Source organism: Dysosmobacter sp. Phy (assembly GCF_054476235.1).
In genome coordinates, this window is sequence record NZ_CM136997.1 from 2,167,933 (window position 1) to 2,189,454 (window position 21,522).

27 protein-coding genes and 3 riboswitches are annotated in these 21,522 nt (G+C 65.1%); of the genes, 15 read left to right on the forward strand and 12 right to left on the reverse strand.

Annotated elements, in window-relative coordinates; all coding sequences use genetic code 11:
• Positions 1-2: 2 nt before the first annotated feature.
• From gcvH to ACVDHE_RS10665, 5 genes are all read right to left on the reverse strand, one after another.
• Positions 3-383: a glycine cleavage system protein GcvH gene (gene gcvH, locus ACVDHE_RS10645; RefSeq protein ID WP_213038071.1), complete on the reverse strand. Its 381-nt coding sequence runs from the start codon at positions 381-383 to the stop codon at positions 3-5.
• A gap of 64 nt (positions 384-447) precedes the next feature.
• Positions 448-1,545 (reverse strand): glycine cleavage system aminomethyltransferase GcvT, encoded by a 1,098-nt coding sequence (gcvT, locus tag ACVDHE_RS10650; protein WP_458884555.1) that lies wholly within the window; start codon positions 1,543-1,545, stop codon positions 448-450.
• 88 nt (positions 1,546-1,633) lie between these two features.
• Positions 1,634-1,724, reverse strand: a riboswitch (glycine riboswitch).
• Positions 1,725-1,956: 232 nt separating this feature from the next.
• Positions 1,957-2,544 (reverse strand): 5-formyltetrahydrofolate cyclo-ligase, encoded by a 588-nt coding sequence (locus ACVDHE_RS10655; protein ID WP_325225541.1) that lies wholly within the window; start codon positions 2,542-2,544, stop codon positions 1,957-1,959.
• Positions 2,541-3,752: a DNA polymerase IV gene (gene dinB / locus ACVDHE_RS10660; protein ID WP_458884556.1), complete on the reverse strand. Its 1,212-nt coding sequence runs from the start codon at positions 3,750-3,752 to the stop codon at positions 2,541-2,543. Before dinB ends, ACVDHE_RS10655 begins: the two co-directional genes overlap by 4 nt.
• A 124-nt stretch (positions 3,753-3,876) precedes the next feature.
• Complete coding sequence (locus tag ACVDHE_RS10665; RefSeq protein WP_458884557.1) at positions 3,877-4,578, reverse strand: ECF transporter S component; 702 nt, start codon at positions 4,576-4,578, stop codon at positions 3,877-3,879.
• Between the two features lie 107 nt (positions 4,579-4,685).
• A riboswitch (FMN riboswitch) is annotated at positions 4,686-4,811 on the reverse strand.
• 161 nt (positions 4,812-4,972) lie between these two features.
• Here ACVDHE_RS10665 and ACVDHE_RS10670 point away from each other — a divergent pair.
• From ACVDHE_RS10670 to ACVDHE_RS10695, 6 genes are all read left to right on the forward strand, one after another.
• Positions 4,973-5,509 (forward strand): SLOG family protein, encoded by a 537-nt coding sequence (locus tag ACVDHE_RS10670; protein ID WP_213038076.1) that lies wholly within the window; start codon positions 4,973-4,975, stop codon positions 5,507-5,509.
• Between the two features lie 483 nt (positions 5,510-5,992).
• Positions 5,993-6,388 (forward strand): helix-turn-helix domain-containing protein, encoded by a 396-nt coding sequence (locus ACVDHE_RS10675; RefSeq protein ID WP_325225548.1) that lies wholly within the window; start codon positions 5,993-5,995, stop codon positions 6,386-6,388.
• Positions 6,389-6,405: 17 nt separating this feature from the next.
• The gene (locus ACVDHE_RS10680) at positions 6,406-6,555 is read left to right on the forward strand and encodes a hypothetical protein (RefSeq protein WP_418725286.1); all 150 of its coding nucleotides are present in this window, start codon (positions 6,406-6,408) and stop codon (positions 6,553-6,555) included.
• Positions 6,552-7,103 (forward strand): hypothetical protein, encoded by a 552-nt coding sequence (locus ACVDHE_RS10685; protein ID WP_325225552.1) that lies wholly within the window; start codon positions 6,552-6,554, stop codon positions 7,101-7,103. Before ACVDHE_RS10680 ends, ACVDHE_RS10685 begins: the two co-directional genes overlap by 4 nt.
• A gap of 21 nt (positions 7,104-7,124) precedes the next feature.
• Positions 7,125-7,967, forward strand: a complete 843-nt coding sequence (locus ACVDHE_RS10690; protein WP_458884558.1) for a magnesium transporter CorA family protein — start codon at positions 7,125-7,127, stop codon at positions 7,965-7,967.
• Between the two features lie 51 nt (positions 7,968-8,018).
• Positions 8,019-8,125, forward strand: a riboswitch (TPP riboswitch).
• A 105-nt stretch (positions 8,126-8,230) separates the two neighbouring features.
• Positions 8,231-8,896: an energy-coupled thiamine transporter ThiT gene (locus tag ACVDHE_RS10695; protein WP_458884559.1), complete on the forward strand. Its 666-nt coding sequence runs from the start codon at positions 8,231-8,233 to the stop codon at positions 8,894-8,896.
• Between the two features lie 72 nt (positions 8,897-8,968).
• On the opposite strand, the gene ACVDHE_RS10700 is transcribed toward ACVDHE_RS10695, so the two are convergent.
• The 3 genes from ACVDHE_RS10700 to ACVDHE_RS10710 are packed head-to-tail and all read right to left on the reverse strand — an operon-like array spanning position 8,969 to position 11,331.
• Entirely contained in the window at positions 8,969-9,085 is a 117-nt protein-coding gene (locus ACVDHE_RS10700; protein ID WP_325225559.1) for a FeoB-associated Cys-rich membrane protein, read from the reverse strand.
• A 12-nt stretch (positions 9,086-9,097) separates the two neighbouring features.
• Positions 9,098-11,104, reverse strand: a complete 2,007-nt coding sequence (gene feoB / locus ACVDHE_RS10705) for a ferrous iron transport protein B (protein WP_458884560.1) — start codon at positions 11,102-11,104, stop codon at positions 9,098-9,100.
• Positions 11,101-11,331 carry a FeoA family protein gene (locus ACVDHE_RS10710; RefSeq protein ID WP_458884561.1) on the reverse strand — a complete coding sequence of 77 codons (231 nt, stop codon included), beginning with the start codon at positions 11,329-11,331 and terminating at the stop codon, positions 11,101-11,103. Before ACVDHE_RS10710 ends, feoB begins: the two co-directional genes overlap by 4 nt.
• A gap of 193 nt (positions 11,332-11,524) precedes the next feature.
• Here ACVDHE_RS10710 and ACVDHE_RS10715 point away from each other — a divergent pair, with 193 nt between their 5' ends.
• Together ACVDHE_RS10715 and ACVDHE_RS10720 are read left to right on the forward strand one after the other, a co-directional pair.
• Positions 11,525-11,890: a VOC family protein gene (locus ACVDHE_RS10715; RefSeq protein WP_213038084.1), complete on the forward strand. Its 366-nt coding sequence runs from the start codon at positions 11,525-11,527 to the stop codon at positions 11,888-11,890.
• A 129-nt stretch (positions 11,891-12,019) separates the two neighbouring features.
• On the forward strand, positions 12,020-12,565 hold the full coding sequence (locus tag ACVDHE_RS10720; protein WP_458884562.1) for a DUF4352 domain-containing protein: 546 nt from the start codon (positions 12,020-12,022) through the stop codon (positions 12,563-12,565).
• A gap of 67 nt (positions 12,566-12,632) precedes the next feature.
• On the opposite strand, the gene ACVDHE_RS10725 is transcribed toward ACVDHE_RS10720, so the two are convergent.
• Both ACVDHE_RS10725 and ACVDHE_RS10730 read right to left on the reverse strand, forming a co-directional pair.
• Complete coding sequence (locus tag ACVDHE_RS10725; protein WP_458884563.1) at positions 12,633-13,517, reverse strand: 3-hydroxyacyl-CoA dehydrogenase family protein; 885 nt, start codon at positions 13,515-13,517, stop codon at positions 12,633-12,635.
• 115 nt (positions 13,518-13,632) lie between these two features.
• On the reverse strand, positions 13,633-14,889 hold the full coding sequence (locus tag ACVDHE_RS10730; RefSeq protein ID WP_458884564.1) for a diaminopimelate decarboxylase: 1,257 nt from the start codon (positions 14,887-14,889) through the stop codon (positions 13,633-13,635).
• A 250-nt stretch (positions 14,890-15,139) separates the two neighbouring features.
• Here ACVDHE_RS10730 and yedF point away from each other — a divergent pair, with 250 nt between their 5' ends.
• From yedF to ACVDHE_RS10760, 6 genes are all read left to right on the forward strand, one after another.
• Entirely contained in the window at positions 15,140-15,760 is a 621-nt protein-coding gene (yedF, locus tag ACVDHE_RS10735; RefSeq protein ID WP_458884565.1) for a sulfurtransferase-like selenium metabolism protein YedF, read from the forward strand.
• Positions 15,757-16,899: an aminotransferase class V-fold PLP-dependent enzyme gene (locus ACVDHE_RS10740; protein WP_458884566.1), complete on the forward strand. Its 1,143-nt coding sequence runs from the start codon at positions 15,757-15,759 to the stop codon at positions 16,897-16,899. Before yedF ends, ACVDHE_RS10740 begins: the two co-directional genes overlap by 4 nt.
• Positions 16,899-17,135, forward strand: coding sequence for a DUF3343 domain-containing protein (locus ACVDHE_RS10745; RefSeq protein ID WP_458884567.1), 237 nt, complete (start codon positions 16,899-16,901; stop codon positions 17,133-17,135). The genes ACVDHE_RS10740 and ACVDHE_RS10745 overlap by 1 nt, the downstream gene beginning before the upstream one ends.
• A gap of 13 nt (positions 17,136-17,148) precedes the next feature.
• Positions 17,149-17,322 carry a DUF6472 family protein gene (locus ACVDHE_RS10750; protein WP_213038090.1) on the forward strand — a complete coding sequence of 58 codons (174 nt, stop codon included), beginning with the start codon at positions 17,149-17,151 and terminating at the stop codon, positions 17,320-17,322.
• A gap of 15 nt (positions 17,323-17,337) precedes the next feature.
• On the forward strand, positions 17,338-17,856 hold the full coding sequence (locus ACVDHE_RS10755; protein WP_458884568.1) for an NUDIX hydrolase: 519 nt from the start codon (positions 17,338-17,340) through the stop codon (positions 17,854-17,856).
• 440 nt (positions 17,857-18,296) lie between these two features.
• Positions 18,297-18,551: a hypothetical protein gene (locus tag ACVDHE_RS10760; RefSeq protein WP_213038092.1), complete on the forward strand. Its 255-nt coding sequence runs from the start codon at positions 18,297-18,299 to the stop codon at positions 18,549-18,551.
• Positions 18,552-18,586: 35 nt separating this feature from the next.
• Here the strand turns inward: ACVDHE_RS10760 and ACVDHE_RS10765 are convergent, their stop codons facing one another.
• A complete protein-coding gene (locus ACVDHE_RS10765; RefSeq protein WP_458884569.1) occupies positions 18,587-19,192 on the reverse strand; it encodes a single-stranded DNA-binding protein in 606 nt (201 codons plus the stop codon).
• Positions 19,193-19,337: 145 nt separating this feature from the next.
• On the opposite strand from ACVDHE_RS10765, the gene ACVDHE_RS10770 reads away from it, so the two are divergent.
• Positions 19,338-20,513 (forward strand): Mbeg1-like protein, encoded by a 1,176-nt coding sequence (locus ACVDHE_RS10770; protein WP_213038094.1) that lies wholly within the window; start codon positions 19,338-19,340, stop codon positions 20,511-20,513.
• A gap of 69 nt (positions 20,514-20,582) precedes the next feature.
• Here ACVDHE_RS10770 and ACVDHE_RS10775 read toward each other — a convergent pair whose 3' ends face one another.
• On the reverse strand, positions 20,583-21,500 hold the full coding sequence (locus ACVDHE_RS10775) for a ketopantoate reductase family protein (protein WP_458884570.1): 918 nt from the start codon (positions 21,498-21,500) through the stop codon (positions 20,583-20,585).
• Between the last annotated feature and the right edge of the window lie 22 nt (positions 21,501-21,522).

The following is a 21,522-nucleotide window of genomic DNA, read 5'->3' on the forward strand; positions in this document are numbered from 1 at the left end:
GCTCAGCCCTCCGTCTGGGTGAAGGCCTCGTAGGCGGCGGCGTCCATGAGATCGGCCTGGTCGGTGACCTGCTCGATCCGGGCGATCCAGGCGCCGTAGGGATCCTCGTTCAGCTTCTCCGGGGCGTCCAGCAGCTCCTCGTTGACCTCGGCGATGACGCCGCTGACCGGGGAGATGATGTCGGACACGGCCTTCACGGACTCCACGTCGCACAGGGGCTCCTCGGCGGCGACACTGTCGCCCGCCATGGGCAGGTTCACGAACACCAGGTCGCCCAGGGAGTCCTGGGCAAAGTCGGAGATGCCCACCAGGGCGGTGGTGTCGTCCAGCATCTTGACCCACTCGTGGGTCTTGGCATACAGCAGTTCAGCGGGGAAGTTCATGGATCGTTCCTCCTTACAAAATATATCAGGTTGATGTGGTCCGCATGGGGAAACCGCCGTCTCATCAGCGGGTGATCTTGTAGAAGGGCAGGGGGACCACCTCCACGGGGATCCGGCGGCCCCGGACATCGGCCTCCAGGGCGGTGCCGGGCTCAGCGGCGGTCAGGTCCACATAGCCCATGGCCGCGCCATAGCCCAGGAAGGGGCAGTGGGTGCCGGAGGTGGTGCGGCCCACCTTGTCTCCGCCGGGGTAGTAGAGGTCGCAGTGCTCCCGGACGATGCCCCGGCCGGTGACCTTCAGCCCCACCCGCTTGACGGCGGGGGCGCCCCGGGCGATGATGGCCTCCCGGCCCAGGAAGTCCTTGCCGTCCAGTTTGCAGGGCAATCCCGCCTCCTTGGGGGAGACGTCGTCGTCCATCTCGTGGCCGTAGAGGGGCATGGCGGCCTCCAGCCGCAGGGTGTCCCGGGCGCCCAGGCCGCAGGGCAGGAGCCCTTCAGGCGCGCCCGCCTCCAGCAGCGTGTTCCACAGGTCCGCGGCCCGGTCAGCCGGGCAATACAGCTCGAAACCGAACTCGCCGGTGTACCCGGTCTGGGACACCAGGGCCTCCACATCGCCGCCCTTGCAGCGGAGGGTAACGTGGTCGTTGAAGCGGTAGTATTTCTCTGGGATGTCGGCCTCGGCGCAGATCTTTTTCAGGATGTCCCCGGACTTAGGGCCCTGAAGGGCCAGCTGGGCCACCTGGTCGGAAATGTCGGAAAAGCGCACGCCGCCGGTCAGGCGGGAGGAGACCCATTCCGCGTCCTTCTCGTGGTTGCCGGCGTTGACCACCAGCAGATATTTCTCCGGCCCCTGGCGGCAGACCACCAGATCGTCCACGATGCCGCCCCGCTCATTGCAGAGCATGGCGTACTTCACCTGGCCGTCGGTCATCTTGCTGAGGTCGGCGGTCACCAGCCATTGGAGATTGGCAAGGGCGTCCGGCCCCTCCAGCAGCAGTTCCGCCATGTGGGACACGTCGAACAGTCCCGCCTTTTCCCGCACCGCCATGTGCTCGGCGATGACGCCGGCGGGGTACTGGACCGGCATCAGGTATCCGCCGAAGGGCACCATTTTGCCGCCCAGGGCCACGTGGGTGTCGTAGAGGGGAGTTCGTTTTTCCATATCTGCGCCTCCTGTATCATAGTGGGATTTCCGTGGTTTCCGGCACAAAAAAGACAGAGGCATAAGGAGGCCCCGCTGTTGGGGGATTCCTTACGCCTCTGTTCTGTGACCTGAGAGATTCCCGGCGAACGACGCCCGGTTGCCCCTTCGGTGCATTGCTGCTCTCCAGAGTTCTGTCCCGGTACAGTCCCGTCTGCCTGGTCCCGCCGCGCGCGGGACCTTCGGCGCCGCCCGGAGGGCGAACTTTCCTGTACCGTTCATTCAGATATGAACTTGCAGAGGGATATCCCCCTCTTTTTTTCACACTAGCAGACTTACTCCCTGATGTCAAGGGAAAATCTGGAGATAGGTATTACTTTCTTCTTCTGACAGCCATCTGCCTCGGCGATATCTGCGGAGGAACTACCTCCGTCAGCCCAGCCGGGCGGGGGTGCCGTCCTCGTAGAGGCCCCGCTCCGTCAGGACCCAGGGAATGGGCATGTCGTGGGGCTCCAGGGGGATCTCCTCCCGGATCAGCCGCTCCCGGCACATCAGCACGGCGGCGGAGCGGTAGACGGAGAGGAAGCGGTCGTAGTATCCGCCGCCCCGGCCCAGCCGGTGCCCCAGGTGGTTGCAGCCCATGCAGGGCAGCACCGCCAGGTCCACTGCATCCACCGCCACCTGCGGGGTATCCGGCGGCGGCTCCGGCAGGCCGTAGGCCCCGGGGGAGAGCTGGCTGAGGGAGGTGATCTGCCGCAGTTCCATGATGCCCGGCCCGGTGCAAAGGGGCACGCACAGCCGTTTCCCGTCGGCCAGGGCCCGGGTCAGGATGGGCCGGGTGTCGATCTCCCAGCCGGTTCCCACAAAGCAGAACACCGTCTCCGCCTCCTGATAGGCTGGCATGGCCAGCAGGTGGGCGGTGATGGCCGCGTCCGCCTTTTCCCGGTAGCTCTGGGGCAGGCCCTCCGCCATGCGGCGCAGGGTGGTCCGCAGGGCTTGCTTTTCCTCTTTTCTCGTCATGGCAGGGGATCCTCCTCTTTCTCCGGCGCGGCGGCGCCGTAGGCAATGGCGCTGCTGCCGTATTTTCCGCGGATGCGGTCCATGGCCGCCTCCAGTTTTTCGCTGCGCTGCCGGGTGGCGGCGGAGCCGCTGAACAGATCCACCTGCTCATAGGTATCCTCCGCCTCCATTAGATGGATAGCGGTGACAGTCAGGGCCCGGATGGGGGACGGGGGCTTCCAGATCTGCTCCGTCAGGTCCATGGCCGTCTCCGTCACCTCCCGGATCAGGTGGGTGGGGGCGGAGAGCCGGGTCTGCCGGGACCGGTCCCGGAACTGGGGGTCCCGGACCGTCACCTGGAGGCCGCCGGCGTAGAGGCCCAGATGCCGCAGCCGGCTGGCCACGGAGTCCGCCAGCATGGCGATGCCCTGGCGCACCTGGTCCCGGGTAGTCAGGTTCTGGGGGAAGGTGGTGCCGTTGCCCACGGATTTCACCGGCTCCTTCTCGAACCGGGAGCGGACCGGGTCTGCATCCAGGCCGTTGGCGTAGCTGTGAAGCTGGAGGCCCATCTTACCCATGAGCTGCTCCAGCATGTCCGGCTTGCAGGCGGCCAGCTGGCCGATGGTGTCCACGCCGTACTGGCCCAGCAGCTTCCGGGCGGCGCCGCCCACGTACAATAGATCTCCCACCGGCAACGGCCACACGATCTCCCGCCAGTTTTCCGGGGAGATGACGGTGGTGGCGTCGGGCTTTTTGTAGTCGCTGCCCAGCTTGGCAAAGACCTTGTTGAAGCTGACGCCCACGGACAGCGTCAGCCCCAGCTCCTGCCGCATCCGGCGGCGGAGGGTGTCCGCCAGGGCGCGGGCGTCACCGCCGAAGAGGTGCAGCGTGCCGGTCACGTCCAGCCAGCTCTCGTCGATGCCGAAGGGCTCCACCAGGTCGGTGTACTGGCCGTAGATGTCGTTGACCTTCCGGGAGTACTCCCGGTACAGGTGGTGGTGAGGCGGCAGCAGCACCAGGTCCGGGCACTTCTTCTTGGCCTGCCAGATGGTCTCCGCCGTCTGGACGCCGAAGCGCTTGGCTGGCTCGTTCTTGGCCAGGATGATGCCGTGGCGGGAGGTGGGATCGCCGCATACCGCCACAGGTGTCTGCCGCAGGTCCGGGTGGCTCAGCAATTCCACGGAGGCGTAAAAGCTGTTGAGATCGCAGTGCAGAATGATCCGTTCCATGGCGCTGCCCCCTTTCTGCACTCAGTATAGCACATTTGTTCGCCTTTGAAAAGGGGCGGAAAAGGGAAGGCGGCGTGCCTCAGGCACGCCGCCTTCCCCGGAGTAAAATGGATGGATTTTTGGATTACAGAATACCCATGAGCACCAGGGTCAGCGTCACGAAGGTGGCCAGCAGGGCCAGGGAGAACAGCAGGAAGCCCGCGTTCACCTTGCCGCCGGGCTGGACGATGGTCTGGGACTCCGGCACCAGGCGGGCCCGGCGCAGGGCGGTGACCACCGGCTTGTACAGCAGCAGGATCACGGCCATGTTGAGGCCGCCCTTGACCAGGTTGAAGGGCAGGAACACGGTGGGCAGCATGGCGGCCACCACAGCCCGGTCCAACTCCATGTAGATGGGGGTGATCAGGTAGTTCCACAGCAGCATCACCACGGTCAGGCATACGGTGCCCAGAGCCAGGCCGATGACAGCGCCCTTCTTGCTGTGGACCTTCTTATAGACGAAGGAGGCGGTGCAGCAGAAGGCCACGGTAGCCAGCACGTTCATGATAAGGCCGATGATGCCGGTGTCGCTGACGGTGAACATTTCCACCACGGCCACCACGATGGCGATGACGGCGGCGGCCAAAGGCCCGAAGATGAAGCCGCCGATGCAGATGACGGTATCCTTCAGATCCATCTGCAAAAAGCCCACCACCTGGGGCAGCATTTTGCTGAGGATCATCACCACATAGGCGACGGCGGTCAGCATAGCCAGAGAGGTCATGGTCTTGACGCCCATGCGGGGGCGGGCACCGGACTTGATGGCGTTGACAGTGGGATCGGACATAAAAAAACACACTCCTTTTTGTTGCTGGAAAACACCCTGGATCCTTTGACTTCTCCAAGGTGAACCCGCAACAAAGGAGCGCGCGACAACACGCGCGGCTTTGCCGCACTCATCTTCTTCCATCCAGACTGTTACTGTTGGTCCCGGAGTTTCACCGGGTCGGCGGACGCCGAAGGCATCCGTTCGCGGACTGTACCGCCAGTGGGGAATTGCACCCCGCCCTGAAGACAAAGTATTCAGTTGCTTTCTCTGTGGGACAGTATACGACAGTGCGCGGGAAAATGCAACCCCCATTTTCCAAAAGTTTTCCCCGGGGGAAAATTCCGCCCCGGCCTTTACAAACCGGAACGGATGTTCTATACTGGAGAAAATATGCTGAAAGGAGGGAAGCGCTATGCGGGGAAGGCCCGTCAGCTGCTGCTTCACCGGCCACCGGCCTGCGAAGCTGCCCTGGCGCCATGATGAGGATGACCCCCGCTGCGTTGCCCTGAAGAGGCGTATTCGCGACGCGGTGGAGGCCGCCTATGCCGAGGGCTACCGGCATTTCCTCTGCGGCATGGCAATGGGGTGTGATCTGTATTTTTGCGAGTGTGTGCTGGCGCTGCGGGAAGGGCATCCCGACGTGAGTGTGGAGGCTGCCATCCCCTGTCCCACCCAGGCGGACGCCTGGCCAGCGGACCAGCGGGAGCGGTACGCCCGGCTGGTGGCCGCCTGCGACTATGAGACGGTGGTGTCGGCCAAATACACCTCCAGCTGCATGCAGCGGCGGGACCGGTACATGGTGGACCACGCTTCACTGCTGATCGCCGCCTTTGACGGCTCCCCCGGGGGCACACAGTATACGGTGCAGTATGCCATGAGCCGTGGACTGGATATCGCGGATCTGCCGGTGACGATAGATTCTGACAGGGAAGGTGTAAAATCGGAATGACCGTTCCTGTACGCCGGGTTGAGCAGAAGTGTGACAGGAGGAACGATCCCTGCCGGGCCAATTCCGGGCGGCGCAGCCGCTTCGGCCCGAAACGTCAAATACCCGGCGGATCCAGGGGCTTTTCCGGGTGCCTTCCGGATACACGTCTTTCCGGGGAACGATGGGAGGGAGCGCGCGGCTGTGCTTGTCCGTTGTGACGCCGTGTCGCGCTCTGGCGAAAGGGGCAGATCGGAGGCGGATGTCCCAAAGTTCTTTCGGGAGCGGCTTGTGACAGGGACGCGGACATGAACGGCACGGCAGGCGCCGGGCGCGGTGATCGCGCCCGGCGCTGTTTTGCGCCCGGACCGGGGCTTGCGGCGGCAGGGCGGATATGCTATCCTGAGGGGGAGCAACCTGAGATTGCGGAACTTCCATAGCCGGTTGCTGGACAGCAACCGGTCCGTTTGGTAGCATGGAACCATCCAAACTGAAGGGAGCGAACCCATGACATTCGGAGAAAAGTTGCAGGCCCTGCGCCAGAGCGCCGGCATGAGCCAGGACGCCCTGGCGGAGCGGCTGGATGTGAGCCGTCAGGCGGTGAGCCGCTGGGAGCGGGACGAGACCATGCCGGAGACAGACAAGGTGGTGGTCCTGGCGGACATTTTTGGCGTCACCACCGACTATCTGCTGCGGCCCCAGGCTGCGGAGCAGCCGTCCGCAGAGGAGCATCCGCCCCGCAGCGGCCCCACCCAGGCTCAGCGGGATACCATCAGCCGCCTGGGGTATCTGGTCAAGACCAAGGGCTATCTTCTGGGCTGGGTGCTGATCGCCTGGGGCGCGCTGGACCTGTTGGCCCTGGCGCTGATGGGCCTGGGCGTACTGAACTTTATATTCTGGTAAAGGAGGATGGGGTACAGATGAGTCCGATGGGAGGCATGCTGGGGATGGGGACCATCCTTCTGATCCCGGTGGTGTATGCGGCGCTGAAGATTGTGGCAGGCGTTCTGGTGCTTCACTACGGAAAGCGGTACGCGGAAAAGGTGAAGCGGGAGGAGGGACAGGAATGAGCTCGATCTTCTGGGGATTTTTCCTGGTATTTGTGAATTTCAATCTGACGGTGAACGGCCATGTGCTGAACCTGCTGCCGCCCTTTGCGGGGTATCTGCTGGTGATGAAGGGCTGCCGGGAGCTGGAGGGGGAGAGTAGCCTCTTCGCCTCCATCCGGCCTTTCGCCCTGGGCATGGCCGTGTATACGGGTATTTTGTGGCTGGGGGACCTGCTGGCCGTCACCGGTCAGGGCAGCTGGCTGACGGTGCTGCTGGGCCTCGCGGCTCTGGCGGTGTCGCTGTACGTGTCCTGGGCGGTGGTCCAGGCCATCCGGGATACGGAGGGGCGCCGGGGGGCGGATCTGAACAGCGCCTCCCTGAAAACCGGCTGGACGGTGCTGGCCGTGGCCCAGGTTGCCTCCTGGATCCTGGCGATCCTGGGCTCCCTGCTGGCGCTGATAGGCGTGATCGCGGGCCTGGTGGGCATCGTCTGGTTCCTGGCCGCCCTCTGGCGCAGCCGGAAGCTCTTTGAGGCCCTGCCGCCTCCCGGCGGCGCGGCTATGGACTGACGACGGGAAGGAAGCGATCGGATGGAGACGGTGCTGCCTCTGGCGCGGCTGGAGGAGATGCAGGCGTACATGGACCCGCGGGTCCTGCGCCATATCCACGAGGGACAGAGTGAGGCCTTCGAGGGGTTCGAGGGCTTCGACCTGATCGCCTTCGACTGGTACGACGTCCGCAGCGACCGGACGGAGGACGCCCGGTTCCTGCTGTATCTGGACCGGGAGCGCCTCCTGTGCTTCTGCGGGGAGGAGCGGGGCCTGACCCGGGCCCGGGAGATCTTCGCCGCTTTGGAGGAGGAGCCGCTCTCCCGGGAGCAGCTGCTCCACCGCTTCTTCGTCCGGCTGCTGATGGGGGACATGGACCACCTGGACGCCCTGGAGGGGGAGATCGCCGACGGCGAGGACGCCGTCCTGGCCCGGCCCGACGGAGACTGCCTGGCGCAGATCGCCGCCTGGCGGCGGGAGCTGCTGCGGCTGCGGCGGTACTATGAGCAGCTGGACTCCATCTTCCGGGAGTTGGCGGACAATGAAAACAGCCTGCTGAGCCAGGAGACCGCCCGCCGCTTTTCCAACCTTGGCAACCGGACGGAGCGGTATCTTAATACCGTCCAGGACCTGCGGGAGTCCGTGTCCCACCTGCGGGAGGCCTACCAGTCCCAGCTGTCCATCCGGCAGAACGACCTGATGAAGGTGTTCACGGTGGTGACGGCGGTGTTCCTGCCCCTGACCCTTCTGACCGGCTGGTACGGCATGAACTTCGCCGCCATGCCGGAGCTGCGGTGGCGCTACGGCTACCCGGCGGTGATCGGCCTGAGCGCGGTCATCGTGGGGGCGCTGCTGTGGTGGTTCAAGCGGAAAAAGTGGCTGTGAGGCCTTGCAAAGCTGGTCGAAACGTGGTAGGATGAGCCCATCAAGTTCATAGATTGTGGACCGGGGAGCTTGTTGCAACAGGCTGAGAGGGCGCTGAGAGCGCCGACCCGTGACCTGATGTGGGTAATGCCAACGTAGGGAGCCGTCAATGATCGACGCGCGGGGAGATCTCCGCGTACCAGCGCCTTCCCGGCAGCCCGGGAGGGCGCTTTTTTCATGCCGCCCGCCGGTCCGCGGTCAGATCGACAAGGAGGAAGTTCATCATGCTGCAACTGTTCGTCAATGCCGAGGGCGGCCTCACCACCGCCGGATACGTCCTCAGCGGGGCTTTGATGGCCCTGTTCCTGCTGGCGGGCCTGGCCCTGTCCGGCGGGAAGGAGACCCGGGGTATGAGCGCCCGGCACCTGGCCTACTGCGCCATGGCGGTGGCCCTGGCCTATGTCACGTCCTTCATCAAGCCCTTCGCCGAGATGCCCTACGGCGGGTCCGTAACCCTGCTGAGCATGCTGTTCATCGTGCTGATCGGCTACTGGTACGGCGTCCGCACCGGCGTGCTGGTGGGCCTTGCCTACGGTGTGCTGCAATTTTTGCAGGAGCCCTACTTCCTGACGCTGTTCCAGGTCTGCTGCGACTATGTGTTCGCCTTTGCCGCCCTGGGCCTTTCCGGCCTGTTCCGGGGAAAGAAAAACGGCCTGGTGATCGGCTACATCGCGGCGGTGCTGGCCCGGGGCTTTTTCCACTCCCTGGGCGGATACCTCTACTGGATGGACTACATGCCGGAGAATTTCCCCCAGTCCCTGAAGGCGGTGTATCCCATCGTCTACAATTACAGCTACCTGCTGGCGGAGGGGATCATCACGGTCATCGTGCTGAAGGTGCCCGCAGTCAGCAAAGCCCTGGAGCGGGTGAGCCGCAGCGCGGTGCGGTAAGCGCTGCCCCCGCCGGTTCCCTCTCACAGAAAAACAGGCCGCCCCGTCGGGGCGGCCTGTTTTGACGCCGATCTATTTTTTGCAGCCCCGGCAGTGGGCGCAGTCCCCGCCGCAGCCGGGATGCCGGCGGCAGGACCGCAGGGCGAAGAACAGCCACACGCCCAGGGCCAGAAGGATCAGAAGTTCCATCGGGTTCCCTCCTTACAGGATCAGCAGCGCCAGCCGGTATACGATGAAGGCCACCGCCCAGGCGATCACGCACTGGCTCAGGGCCACGCCCGCGGCCTTCCAGCCGGAGCGCAGCTCCCGCCGCACCGCGCTGATGGCGGCGACGCAGGGGGTGTACAGCAGCGTGAAGGCCAAAAAGCCCGCGGCGGCCGCCGGAGTGAACAGCGTCCCCAGGGCGGCGGCGCCCACATCTGTGCCGGAGCCGGTGAGGATGCCCAGGGTGGAGATGACGGACTCCTTGGCGATGAAGCCGGTGATGAGGGCCGTGGACACCCGCCAGTCCCCGAAGCCCAGGGGCGTGAACACCGGCGCCAGGACGGCGCCCACCGTGGCCAGCAGGCTCTGGGCGCTGTCGGCCACCAGGTTCAGCCGGGTGTCGAAGGTCTGGAGGAACCAGACGATGATGGTGGCCACAAAGATGATGGTGAAGGCCCGGGTCAGGAAGTCCTTGGCCTTGTCCCAGCACAGCTGTCCCACGCTTTTGAGGGAGGGGAAGCGGTAGTTGGGCAGCTCCATGACGAAGGGCACCGGGTTTCCCTTAAAGGCGGTGGCGCCCAGGACCTTGGCGGCGATGATGCCCACCAGGATGCCCAGCAGGTACAGACCGATCATCACCAGAGCGGCGTACCGGGGAAAGAAGGCGGCGGTGAACACTCCGTAAATGGGGATCTTGGCCGAGCAGCTCATGAAGGGGGTCAGGAGAATGGTCATCCGCCGGTCCCGCTCCGAGGCCAGGGTCCGGGTGGACATGATGGCGGGCACGGAGCAGCCGAAGCCGATCAGCAGCGGCACGATGCTCCGGCCGGACAGGCCGATCTTCCGCAGCAGCTGGTCCATGACGAAAGCCACCCGGGCCATGTATCCGGTGTCCTCCAGAATGGACAGGAAGAAGAAAAGAACCACTATAATGGGTAAAAAGCTCAATACACTGCCCACTCCGGCGAACACGCCGTCGATGACCAGGCTGTGGACCACCGGGTTGAGGCCGTAGGCCGTGAGCCCTGCGTCCACGGCGGCGGTCAGGGCGTCGATGCCCGCCGCCAGCAGGTCCGACAGCACCGCGCCGATGACGTTGAAGGTCAGGAAAAAGATGGCCAGCATGATGCCGAAGAACAGCGGCAGAGCCAGGCAGCGGTTGGTGACGACCCGGTCGATGGCTTCGCTGCGCTGCCGCTCCCGGGAGGCATGGCATTTGACCACCGTGCCGGCGCAGACACTCTCGATGAAATTATACCGCATATCCGCCAGGGCGGCGTTGCGGTCCATGCCGTGCTCCGCCTCCATCTCCTGGACGCTGTGCTCGATCAGCTCCAGCTCGTTCTGGTCCAGCTCCAGCCGGGCGCGGATGTCCTCGTCGCCCTCGATCAGCTTGGTGGCGGCGAAGCGCACCGGGATGCCGGAGGCCTCGGCGTGGTCCTCGATCTGGTGGACCACCGCGTGGATGCAGCGGTGGACCGGTCCGGGGGAGCAGAAGTCGTATACCTTGGGGTAGACGCGGTTTTTCGCCGTGGACACGGCGATGCGGACCAGCTCGTCCACGCCCTGGTTCTTCACGGCGGAGATGGGCACCACCGGGATGCCCAGGGCCTGGCTGAGGCCCTTGACGTCGATGGTGCCGCCGCTGCCGGTGACCTCGTCCATCATGTTCAGGGCCAGCACCATGGGGATCCGCATCTCCATCAGCTGCAAGGTCAGATACAGGTTCCGCTCGATGTTGGTGGCGTCGATGATGTTGATGATACCGTCGGGCCGCTGGTTCAGGATGAAGTCCCGGGTGACGATCTCCTCCGGCGTGTAGGGCCGGATGGAGTAGATGCCCGGCAGGTCCACCACCGTGCAGTCCTTCTGCCCCCGGATGGCGCCGGACTTCTGGTCCACGGTGACGCCGGGGAAGTTGCCCACGTGCTGGTTGGAGCCGGTGAGCTGGTTGAAGAGGGTGGTCTTGCCGCAATTTTGGTTTCCGGCCAGCGCGAAGATCACGGCTTGCTCACCTCCACGGTAATGTTCCGGGCGTCCTCTTTCCGCAGGGACAGGGAATAGCCCCGGACCCGCAGCTCGATGGGGTCACCCAGCGGGGCTACCTTCTCCACCCGGACCACAGTCCGGGGAATCAGCCCCATATCCAGCAGATGGCAGCGAAGGGAATTCTCGCCGCCCACGGCGGTGATGACGGCCTCCTGCCCAAGAGGCAGCATATCCAGTGTCATATGGTATTCCTCCCAAAAGTTAGCTTGCTCTAACACTTTGAGTTTACCACTGCTAACTCCCTGGGACAAGCGGGAATGGGCACAAATGCGGAGAAACTTGGCGGCAGGAATTGTGCAACTTCCATAGCTACCTCCGGTTTTGTCTTGACAGCACCCGGCGCCGCCATGGTATACTGACGAAGAGGTGAACGATATGCTGACATTCAATCATTTTAATTTTAATGTGTCTGATTTGGACAAGTCCCTGGCCTTCTACAAAGAGGCGCTGGATCTGGAGCCGGTGCGCCGGAAGGAGGCGGCCGACGGCAGCTATGTCATCGTCTTTCTGGGCGATGGCAAGACCGATTTCCGTCTGGAGCTGACATGGCTGCGGGACCACCCCCAGAAATACGATCTGGGAGAGTGCGAGTTCCATCTGGCCCTGCGGGCTGACGACTATGAGGCGGCCCATGCCCGCCATGCCCAGCTGGGATGCATCTGCTTTGAGAATCCGGCCATGGGGATCTATTTCATCTCTGATCCGGACGGCTATTGGATCGAGATCATTCCCACACGGTAAATAGGACGCGGGAGCGGCAGCGCTCCCGCGTTTTTCGGATTGCGCGGGCAGACGGTATGTGTTACATTGAAAAAGGATACAGGGGAAATTTGTGTGGGCGTCCATAACAGATAAAGAGGAGAGAGAACGATGAAAAGAGGGTTTGTGCTGATGCTCGCTGCGGCAATGGCTCTGGGGATGACCGCCTGCGGCGGAGGGGAGGTCTCTTCCGAAGGCCGTATCGGAGACACGATGGAGACCTATTTCTTTGACTTTACCATCGACAGCGCCAGTCTGACCGGCGAATACGCGGGCCGCACGCCGGAGCCGGGGAACGCGCTGCTGGTGGTGGAGGTGACGGTGAAGAATACCTACCGGGAGAGCATCGAGATGTACGACACGGACTTCCAGCTGGGATGGGGAGACGCGGAGGAGGATTACTGCTACCCCATTACCACGGACCCGGAGACTTATGAGGAGCTGGAGCCGGTGGGTGAGGCGCAGCTGCCCGGCACCTATCAGCTGGCTGTGGACGAGGAGCGTACCGGTGAGCTGGTGTATGAGGTCCCGGCCGGCCAGGCGGACTTCTCCATCGGGTATCTGGAGATCTTCGAGGACGGTACGGAGGAGGGCGATACGGGAGACGCCTATTTCGTCTACTTCACCGCCCGGGAGGACACAGCGGCCTCCGTTTGAGAGAACACAGCAGCGCCGCCGCAGATCTGCGGCGGCGCTGCTGCCGTTTGGGACAGGCGGCGGGGGATCACGGGTCCGTTGGCTCCTTCGCCAGCTTCGCCAGGGCCCGCAGCATCCGGTCCCGCTCCGCCGCGGCCCGGGCGGCGCCCCCGCCGGCATAGTCGTAGAAGCCCCGGCCGGTCTTGGCGCCCAGGTCCCCCTGGATGCACAGGTGCTCCAGCAGTTCCGGCACGCCGGTACTGTTGGACAGGTCCGGGAAGAGGTAGGCGGCGATCTGCCGGAACACGTCCAGCCCGCCCAGGTCCGCCGACCGGAAGGGCCCGCCGCAGGCGTAGCGCATCCCCAGGCCGTACCGGACGGCGTCGTCCACGTCCCGGATGCCCGCGGCGCCGCTCTCCACCAGGTGGAAAGCCTCCCGCAGCAGAGCAAACTGCAGCCGGTTCAGCAGAAATCCCGGCACGTCCCGGGTGCGGATGGGCCGCTTGCCCAGAGCCTGTGCCAGCTGAAAGACGGCCTCCGCCGTCTCCGGCGCGGTCAGGTCCCCCTGGACCACCTCCACCAGCGGGATCAGGGCCGGGGGATTGATCCAGTGCATCCCCACGAAGCGGCCCGGCTGCGCCACGGCCTCGCCCAGGGCGGTGACGGAGAGGCCCGAGGTGTTGGTGGCGATGAGGCAGTCCTCCGGCGCCAGACGGCTGATCCGGCCCAGGAAGTCCCGCTTGGCGTCCAGGTCCTCCGCGATGCTCTCCAGAATGAACGGGGCGAAGGCGAACACGGCGTCGTCCGTGGTCAGGCGGACCCGGCCCTTCAGCGCGGCGGCCCGCTCCAGGCCCCGGGCGCTGCGGTTCCAGAGGATGACCTCCAGCCCTCCGGCGGCGAAGATCCCCGCCAGCTGGACCCCCATGGTGCCGCTTCCGGCGATGACGGCGCGGGTGATGGCAGTGCGTTCCATAGACATCCCTCCCGATCTCTTTGCCGCCAGTATACCGCGGCGGCGGACCGGTGTCAAACTGTGGAAAAAGGGGCGGGGCCGTCAGGCCCCGCCCCTTTGGGCAGATGCAGCAGATTTACCACACCAGTGTGGCGAAATAGTCCTCGATGGTCTCCGCCCGGCGGATCAGCTCCACAGAGCCGTCCTCCTTCAGCAGCAGCTCGGCGGAGCGGAGCTTGCCGTTGTAGTTGTAGCCCATGGCGTGGCCGTGGGCGCCGGTGTCGTGGATCACCAGCAGGTCCCCCATGTCGATCTTGGGCAGCATCCGGTCCACGGCGAACTTGTCGTTGTTCTCGCACAGGCCGCCGGCCACGTCGTACTTGTGGTCGCAGGGGGCGGTCTCCTTGCCGCAGACGCTGATGTGGTGGTAGGCGCCGTACATGGCGGGCCGCATCAGGTTGCAGGCGCAGGCGTCCACGCCGATATACTCCTTGTAGATGTGCTTTTCGTGGATGGCCCGGGTGACCAGATGGCCGTAGGGGGCCAGCATGAACCGGCCCAGCTCCGTGTACAATGCCACGTCGTCCATGCCGGCGGGCACCAGGATCTCTTCGTAAGCTTTACGGACGCCCTCGCCGATGGCGGCAATGTCGTTTTCCGGCTGCTCCGGCCGGTAGGGGATCCCAATGCCGCCGGAGAGGTTGATGAAGGTGATGTGGACGCCGGTCTCCTTCTTCAGATCCACCGCCAGCTGGAACAGGATCCGGGCCAGGGCGGGATAGTAGTCGTTGGAGAGGGTGTTGGAGGCCAGAAAGGCGTGGATGCCGAACTCTTTGGCACCTATTTCGGAAAGGCGGGTGAAGGCCTCGGCAATCTGGGCGCGGGTCATGCCGTACTTGGCGTCGCCGGGGTTGTCCATGACCTGGAAGCCCTCCCGGGTCTCGCCCAGGGTGAACACGCCGCCGGGGTTGTAGCGGCAGCAGATCTTCTCGGGGATGGTGCCGATGGCCTCGGCCAGATAGTCCACCAGGGTGATGTCGTCCAGGTTGATGACGGCGCCCAGGCGGTGGGCCAGCTGGAATTCCCCGGCGGGGGTGTTGTTGGAGGAGAACATGATGCCCTCCCCGGTGACGCCGCACCTCTCCGCCATCAGCAACTCGGCTTCCGAAGAGCAGTCGCAGCCGCAGCCCTCCTCCTTCAGGAGCTTCAAAATGGCGGGAGTGGGGGTGGCCTTCACGGCGAAGTACTCCCGATAGCCGGGATTCCAGGCGAAGGCGGCCTTCAGCCGCCGGGCGTTTTCCCGGATGCCCCGCTCGTCGTAGATGTGAAAGGGAGTGGGGTACCGGGCGGCGATGGCCTCCAGCTGATCTTTGGTGACAAAGGGTGTTTTCATGGGAACGACCTCGAATCTTTGATGAGAAGTGGCGGCCGCGGCGGCCGCGAACAGACTTTTATTTTACGGTGCGGATGCTGCCGCTGTCAAGAAATTTGGTGAAAAATGGCGGAGAGGGGAGCAAATTTTCCGGCAAGGAGCCGCTCTGCCGGGGACAAGGGCTATTCTCCCCAAAAAACAGCCCTTGTTTTCACCGTTGGGCCGTATTACAATGAAAACCGTCAAGAAAAACGCATGGGAGGAATGAACCGTGAAGAAGATCACCGTGGACGCCCTGGGCCGGCAGTGCCCCATCCCCGTGGTGAAGGCCACCCGGGCCCTGAATGAGATGACCGAGCCGGGGACGCTGGAGGTGCTGGTGGACAATGAGATCGCCGTGCAGAACCTCCAGCGGATGGCCTCAGGCCGCCACCTGACGGCCAAGGCCGAGAAGCTGGGGGAGGGCCGGTTCTCCGTCACCGTGGAGGTGGCGGACCCGTCTGCCGGTGCCGCGGTGCTGGAGGAGCCGGAGCTCAGCTGCACGCCCGACGCCCGGGGAGACTTCCTGGTGGCGGTGGATACCGATGTTATGGGCCGAGGCAGCGACGAGCTGGGAAAGACCTTGATGAAGGGCTTCCTCTTTGCCGTCAGCCAGCTGCCGGTGCTGCCCAAGACCATGCTGTTTTACAATGGCGGTGCCCACCTGACCGTAGAGGGCTCCGCCTGCCTGGAGGACCTGAAGAACCTGGAGGCCCAGGGGGTGGAGATCCTGACCTGCGGCACCTGCCTCAATCACTACGGACTGACCGATAAGCTGGCCGTGGGCGGCGTCACCAATATGTACACCATCGTGGAGAAGCTGGCCGGGGCCGGGAAGGTGGTCAAGCCGTGATCTACCTGGACAACGCCGCCACCACCCGTCCCAAGCCGCCGGGTGTGGCTGAGGCGGTGGTCCGGGCCATGGCCGACTACGGCAACTGCGGCCGGGGCGCCCACGACGACGCCCTCTCCGCCGCCCGGACCGTCTACGCCGTCCGCTGGAAGGCAGCGGCCCTGTTCGGCTGTCCCCGGGCGGACCGGGTGGCCTTCACCCAGAATTCCACCCACGCCCTGAACACCGCCATCTCCGGCCTGCTGGGGCCCGGGGACCACGTGCTCTCCACGGACCTGGAGCACAACTCCGTCCTCCGGCCATTGTACCGACTGGAGGAGCAGGGGGCGGCGGTGGACTTCGTGCCCGCGGACCGCAGCGGCCGCCTGGACTACGGCGCCTTCGAACGGCTGCTGCGGCCCCAGACCCGGGCCGTGGTCTGCACCCACGCCTCCAACCTGACCGGGGACATGGTGGACATTGACTTTGTGGGGAACTTCTGCCGCGCACACGGGCTGCTGTTCATTCTGGACGCCTCCCAGACGGCGGGGGTGTTCCCCATCGACATGGCGGGCCAGCACATCAGCGCGGTGTGCTTCACCGGCCACAAGGGCCTCATGGGCCCCCAGGGCACCGGCGGGCTGTGCGTGGGGGAGGGCGTGGAGATCCGGCCCTTCGCCGTGGGCGGCACCGGGGTGCAGAGCTTTTCCCAGACCCAGCCCATGGAGTATCCCACCCGGCTGGAGGCCGGTACCCTCAACAGCCATGGCCTGGCGGGCCTGGGCGCCGCCCTGGATTTCCTGAATGCCACCGGACCGGAGACCATCCGCGCTCATGAGGACGCCCTGGCCCGGCGGTTTTACGCGGGCGTGCGGGACCTGCCCGGCGTGAAGGTATACGGCGACTTCGCCGCGCCCCGGCGGGCGGCCATCGTGTCGCTGAACATCGGGGAGGAGGACTCCTCCGAGATCGCCGACGAGCTGGCGGAGCGGTTCTCCATCGCCACCCGCCCCGGGGCCCACTGTGCGCCCCGGCTCCACCGGTGCCTGGGCACCGAGGACCAGGGGGCCGTCCGCTTTTCCTGGTCCTGGTTCAACACCGAGGCCGAGACCGACGCCGCCGTCGCGGCGGTGGCCGCCCTGGCGGAGGAGGCCCGCTGATGCGGCAGAGATGTGAGCGGTGCGTCATCACCTTTCCCACCACAACGGCGGCCATGGAGATGGAGAGCGCCTGCGCCGCGGCGGGCGCGCCGGGGCGGCTGATCCCGGTCCCCCGGGCCATCACCGCCGGCTGCGGCATCTGCTGGGCGGCACCGCCGGAGAGCCGGACGGCTCTGGAGGAGCTGGTGATTGAGCAGGGCATCCCGATCGACGGCATCTATTCCGTGATGATGTGAAGGAGGTGGCCTCATGGCGGCCAACTGCGACGAGTGCGTCTATTACGATTACGACGAGGAGCTGGAGGCATACTGCTGTACCATGGACCTGGACGAGGACGAGATGGAGCGGTTCCTCCGGGGCGTCAACGACGCCTGTCCCTTTTATCGGCGCGGGGACGACTACGAAACTGCCCGGCGGCAGTGAGCTAAGGAGAAGAGCATGGAACTGGTGGATCTGTACGATGAAAACCGTGTGCCCCTGGGTAAGACTGCGGAGCGCTACGGCAGAAAAGGCCCGGGGGAATACCGGACGGTGGTGCATGTGTGCGTGTTCAATCAGGCGGGGCAGCTGCTGATCCAGCAGCGCACCCAGAGCAAGCACATCTGGCCCGGCAAGTGGGACGTGACCGTGGGCGGCGGTGTGGACGCCGGAGAGACCAGCCGCAAGGGCGCGGAGCGGGAGGTCCGGGAGGAGCTGGGCCTGGACCTGGACCTGAGCGGCCTGCGGCCCTCGGTGACGGTGAACTTCGACGGCGGCTTCGACGACTTCTTCCTGCTGGAGCGGGAGGTGGAGCTTTCCGCCCTGCGCCTCCAGGAAGAGGAGGTGGCCCAGGTCCGCTGGGCGGACTGGCCGGAGGTAGAGCGGATGCTGGATGACGGGGAGTTCATCGTCTATCCCAAGAGCTTCCTGCGGTTTTTGTTCGATATGCGGGGGACCTTCGGCTTCCCCACCAAATAAAAATCAGGGGGTGCCGTCTGCCGCGGCGCCCCCTGATTCTCTCTTGCACTTTGTCGAAATTTGTCATATGATAGGAACGGAAATAATAAATGCGGCGGCCGTGGCGTGCTGGCACACCCCACGGCCATACGTAGAGTGTGCACGCACTCATACATAGCAGCAAAAGCTGCTCCGCAAGTACATTATAGTGGCTTTGTCCGCTTTTTACAAGCGGGAAAAGGCACTTGATTTTGCTGCGGTCGCATTTTGTCTACCTGACAAGACGTGGTGTATGGGGAACACTCATACGCTGCGTCTATTATTTCTGCCGGAGAGCCGGAGGGGGGCGCGGCCCCCTTCCGGCGGACCCGGTGGAGCCATCAGGAAAGGAGCGGACAAGATGCGGTCGCGACGAATGTTCATGGGACAGGCCGCCCCTGCACCGGCGGAGGAGGCGAGCCATGGCGGCGGAGGCTGAGAGGGCCACGGTGGACAGTCTGCTGGGGTTCTCCCTGCTGGACTACCTGGCATTCCGCTGCGGGTGTCTCTGCCTCTCTGATCTGCGGTACGTCTGCCGGCAGCGGCTGGCATGGACGCTGGAGACCGTGCCGGTGAAGGCGTTTTCCCGGAAGAGCTGGGAGCAGGCCCTGGCCTACCTCACCGGAGAGACAGCGGAGGATCCCCGCCCGGCGCTCTTGCGGGCGCTGCGGTCATGAAGAACGAGGAACGGCAAAAGCCGTTCCTCGTTCTTTTACGCGTCCTCTTCCTCCAGCAGGTGCATGATGGACACCTCGTAGGCCACCCGGTCCTGGATGCCGGACTCTGTGACCTTGCGGTAGAGGCGGCTTTGGACCCGGCCCTCCAGGGACAGCGGGTCCCCCACCTGGAGCCCGGCGCACCGGGCGGCCACCTGTCCCCAGGCGATGGCGGGCAGATAGTCCGCCCGGCCGTACCGCCGGGGCACCGCCAGCATCAAATCGCAGATGCTGCGGCCCAGAGGCGTCCGCCGGTACACCGGCGGCTTGCAGACGGCACCGCAGAGCCGGATGTGGTTCTGGGGCCCGCCGTCTCCCGCTTCCGCCTCCTGGGCGTGGACCGTCAGTACCAGGCGGCTGCCCACGCCGCTGCGGTTGTTGAATGAGCGCAGCTGGCCCTGGATCCGGACCGGGTCCCCCGGTCCCAGCGGCAGCAGCCGGTCCTCCGGCAGCAGCACCGGCAGCACGTCCGCCTGGCCGGAGAGGCGGGGCACCTCCAGGGAAAAGCGATAGAACCGGGCGCCGTGGTTTTCGTGGGACAGGGCGGGGGCGTCCTGGGCCGTGCCCGCCAGCAGGACTTCATTGCAGGTCTCAGTTGTCATGGGGTCCACCTCTCGTTTGTGATGGTCCATTGTATGAACAGCCCGTCCCGGATAGACCGGAAATTTTCCGCCCGGCCCGGGGTTGTACGGAGGCGGATTTGCGGATATAATACAGCCATCATCAAACACGGGAGGACGACCGCCCATGGCGAATCTGCTGGATTATCTGGACTGGCGGGGGGACCTGACCCTGGCCCAGGCCCCTTTCAACGAGGTGGACAATCTCATTTTGGCGGAGGTGTCCTTTGTGGATTTTGGCGGCATCGTGCCGCCGCCGGGCATGGGGGAGAGCGTACCGCTGCGGACGGCGGCAGAGGCCTTCTTCGCCCGCTTTTCCCAGGGCGAAAAAATCGACATGGGGGTCCTGGTGCCCGACGCCATCCCGGAGATGCTGCGGAAGATGGCGGAGTCCCGCCGCTTTGGGGACATGGGTCTCAACTGCTTTGTGGATTGGCTGGACGCGGAGCGGGGAGAGCAGTTCGCCGCCCTGGCTGTGGAGACCGGGGACGGGCGGGTGTACCTGTCCTTCCGGGGTACCGACGATACCCTGGCGGGCTGGAAGGAGGACTTTGACCTGTCCTGGCTGCCGGAGGTGCCCGCCCAGAAAAAGGCCGCCCAGTATACGGCGGAGGTGGCCCGGCAGTATCCCCGGCGGCGTCTGCTGCTGGGCGGCCACTCCAAGGGCGGCAACCTGGCGGTGTACGCCGGGGTGTTCTGCCCGGCGGCAGTCCAGCGGCGGATCGACACCGTCTGGTCCAACGACGGCCCCGGCTTTCGGGACGATTTCCTGGACCTGCCCCAGCACCGGCGGCTGGGGGACAGGATCGTCTCCATCGTGCCCAAGTCCTCGGTGGTGGGGATGCTGCTGGAGCACGAGGAGGACTATACCGTGGTGGACAGCGACCAGCTGGGGTTTCTCCAGCACGACGGCTTTTCCTGGCAGGTGATGGGAGACCATTTCCTCACGCTGCGGCAGGTGACCCGGCAGGCCCACCTCAGCGACCTGGAGCTTCGCGCCTGGGTCCGGACCATGACGCCGGAACAGCGGGGGAAGTTCGTGGAAGCCATGTTCACGGTGCTCTCCGCCTCCGGCGCCGCTACGCTGACGGATCTGAAGGCGGACAGCTTCAAGGCCGTGGGCGCCATGGTCCGGGCTATGAAGGACCTGGACAAGGAGACCCGGGACGGCCTGCTGAAGTTCATGGGCTTGCTGTTCCGCAGCAACCTGCTGCTGACCCTGGAGGGTATCCAGGAGGAGTCGGGGAAGCGGGGGTTCCGCTGGGGCCGGAAAAAGCACCGGCCGGAAGAAGAGGAAGCGTAAGAAACAGCGCGGAGGGCATTTTCCCCTCCGCGCTGTGCATAGAATGGGCTGTATGGACCAGACTGCGGCTTAATAGGCAGCCTCCATGGCCTTGATCTGCTCGTAGAGCCAGTCGTTCACCGGCGTGGGGACGCCATGCCGGGCCCCCAGACGGCGGATGGTGCCGGCAAAGAGCTCCACCTCGCTGGGGCGGCGGGCCTTGCCGTCCTGGCGCATGGAGGGCTCCCCGTCCGGCGGGAAGCTGTCGATGATGGCGACCCAGCTGTCGATATCCGCCTGGGACAGGGCCACGCCCTCGGCGGCGGCCACTGCCACCACCTCCGCCATGGCGCCGGTCATGGTGTCCCGGGCCCTGCCGGGGGCCTGGAGTCCGCCGTAGCCGCACTGGAACACCAGGGCCGCCTGGTTGCAGCCGGTGTTGCACAGGAGTTTGCTCCACATGTGGGTGCGGATGTCCGCGGGCAGGGAGTAGGAGAAGCCGATGGCGTCAAAGAAGGCGGTGAGCCGCTCCAGCGGCGCCCGGTCCGCGCCGGCAGGCAGGCCCACGGCCAGCTCTCCGGTGGGATCACAGAAGGCCCGGTTGCCCTCCTTTTTGGCGGACATCTTCTGGGCCACGCACCAGATTACCTTCTCCGCGCCGTAGGCCCGGCCCAGCACCTCCTCGCTGGCGATGCCGTTGAGAACCGACAGCACGAGGGTGTCCGGCCCCACCAGATGGCGGCAGGTCTCCACGGCCGCGTCCAGCCCGCCGAACTTCACGGCGAAGAGCAGCAGATCCACAGGCTCTGTGACCTGAGCGGCGTCGGCGTACTGGAAGTCGCACAGATTGCCGTTGTACCAGATGCCCTCCCGGCGGTAGCGCTCGGTCCGGTCATGGTCCGCCAGCACCAGGACGCGGTCCTTTCCCAGGGCGCGGGTGAGCTGGTCGGCGTACAGCACGCCCAAAGCGCCCAGGCCGATGACGCCCACAGTTTGGATGGGTTTCATATGATTGCCTCCTTTGTGAAGA

Bases quoted from the DNA above. Each gene is read 5' to 3' on its own strand.
- gcvH (WP_213038071.1), bottom strand. From the start codon at position 383: ATGAACTTCCCCGCTGAACTGCTGTATGCCAAGACCCACGAGTGGGTC.
- gcvT (WP_458884555.1), bottom strand. From the start codon at position 1,545: ATGGAAAAACGAACTCCCCTCTACGACACCCACGTGGCCCTGGGCGGC.
- ACVDHE_RS10655 (WP_325225541.1), bottom strand. From the start codon at position 2,544: ATGACGAGAAAAGAGGAAAAGCAAGCCCTGCGGACCACCCTGCGCCGC.
- dinB (WP_458884556.1), bottom strand. From the start codon at position 3,752: ATGGAACGGATCATTCTGCACTGCGATCTCAACAGCTTTTACGCCTCC.
- ACVDHE_RS10665 (WP_458884557.1), bottom strand. From the start codon at position 4,578: ATGTCCGATCCCACTGTCAACGCCATCAAGTCCGGTGCCCGCCCCCGC.
- ACVDHE_RS10670 (WP_213038076.1), top strand. From the start codon at position 4,973: ATGCGGGGAAGGCCCGTCAGCTGCTGCTTCACCGGCCACCGGCCTGCG.
- ACVDHE_RS10675 (WP_325225548.1), top strand. From the start codon at position 5,993: ATGACATTCGGAGAAAAGTTGCAGGCCCTGCGCCAGAGCGCCGGCATG.
- ACVDHE_RS10680 (WP_418725286.1), top strand. From the start codon at position 6,406: ATGAGTCCGATGGGAGGCATGCTGGGGATGGGGACCATCCTTCTGATC.
- ACVDHE_RS10685 (WP_325225552.1), top strand. From the start codon at position 6,552: ATGAGCTCGATCTTCTGGGGATTTTTCCTGGTATTTGTGAATTTCAAT.
- ACVDHE_RS10690 (WP_458884558.1), top strand. From the start codon at position 7,125: ATGGAGACGGTGCTGCCTCTGGCGCGGCTGGAGGAGATGCAGGCGTAC.
- ACVDHE_RS10695 (WP_458884559.1), top strand. From the start codon at position 8,231: ATGCTGCAACTGTTCGTCAATGCCGAGGGCGGCCTCACCACCGCCGGA.
- ACVDHE_RS10700 (WP_325225559.1), bottom strand. From the start codon at position 9,085: ATGGAACTTCTGATCCTTCTGGCCCTGGGCGTGTGGCTGTTCTTCGCC.
- ACVDHE_RS10710 (WP_458884561.1), bottom strand. From the start codon at position 11,331: ATGACACTGGATATGCTGCCTCTTGGGCAGGAGGCCGTCATCACCGCC.
- ACVDHE_RS10715 (WP_213038084.1), top strand. From the start codon at position 11,525: ATGCTGACATTCAATCATTTTAATTTTAATGTGTCTGATTTGGACAAG.
- ACVDHE_RS10720 (WP_458884562.1), top strand. From the start codon at position 12,020: ATGAAAAGAGGGTTTGTGCTGATGCTCGCTGCGGCAATGGCTCTGGGG.
- ACVDHE_RS10725 (WP_458884563.1), bottom strand. From the start codon at position 13,517: ATGGAACGCACTGCCATCACCCGCGCCGTCATCGCCGGAAGCGGCACC.
- ACVDHE_RS10730 (WP_458884564.1), bottom strand. From the start codon at position 14,889: ATGAAAACACCCTTTGTCACCAAAGATCAGCTGGAGGCCATCGCCGCC.
- ACVDHE_RS10745 (WP_458884567.1), top strand. From the start codon at position 16,899: ATGCGGCAGAGATGTGAGCGGTGCGTCATCACCTTTCCCACCACAACG.
- ACVDHE_RS10750 (WP_213038090.1), top strand. From the start codon at position 17,149: ATGGCGGCCAACTGCGACGAGTGCGTCTATTACGATTACGACGAGGAG.
- ACVDHE_RS10755 (WP_458884568.1), top strand. From the start codon at position 17,338: ATGGAACTGGTGGATCTGTACGATGAAAACCGTGTGCCCCTGGGTAAG.
- ACVDHE_RS10760 (WP_213038092.1), top strand. From the start codon at position 18,297: ATGGCGGCGGAGGCTGAGAGGGCCACGGTGGACAGTCTGCTGGGGTTC.
- ACVDHE_RS10765 (WP_458884569.1), bottom strand. From the start codon at position 19,192: ATGACAACTGAGACCTGCAATGAAGTCCTGCTGGCGGGCACGGCCCAG.
- ACVDHE_RS10770 (WP_213038094.1), top strand. From the start codon at position 19,338: ATGGCGAATCTGCTGGATTATCTGGACTGGCGGGGGGACCTGACCCTG.
- ACVDHE_RS10775 (WP_458884570.1), bottom strand. From the start codon at position 21,500: ATGAAACCCATCCAAACTGTGGGCGTCATCGGCCTGGGCGCTTTGGGC.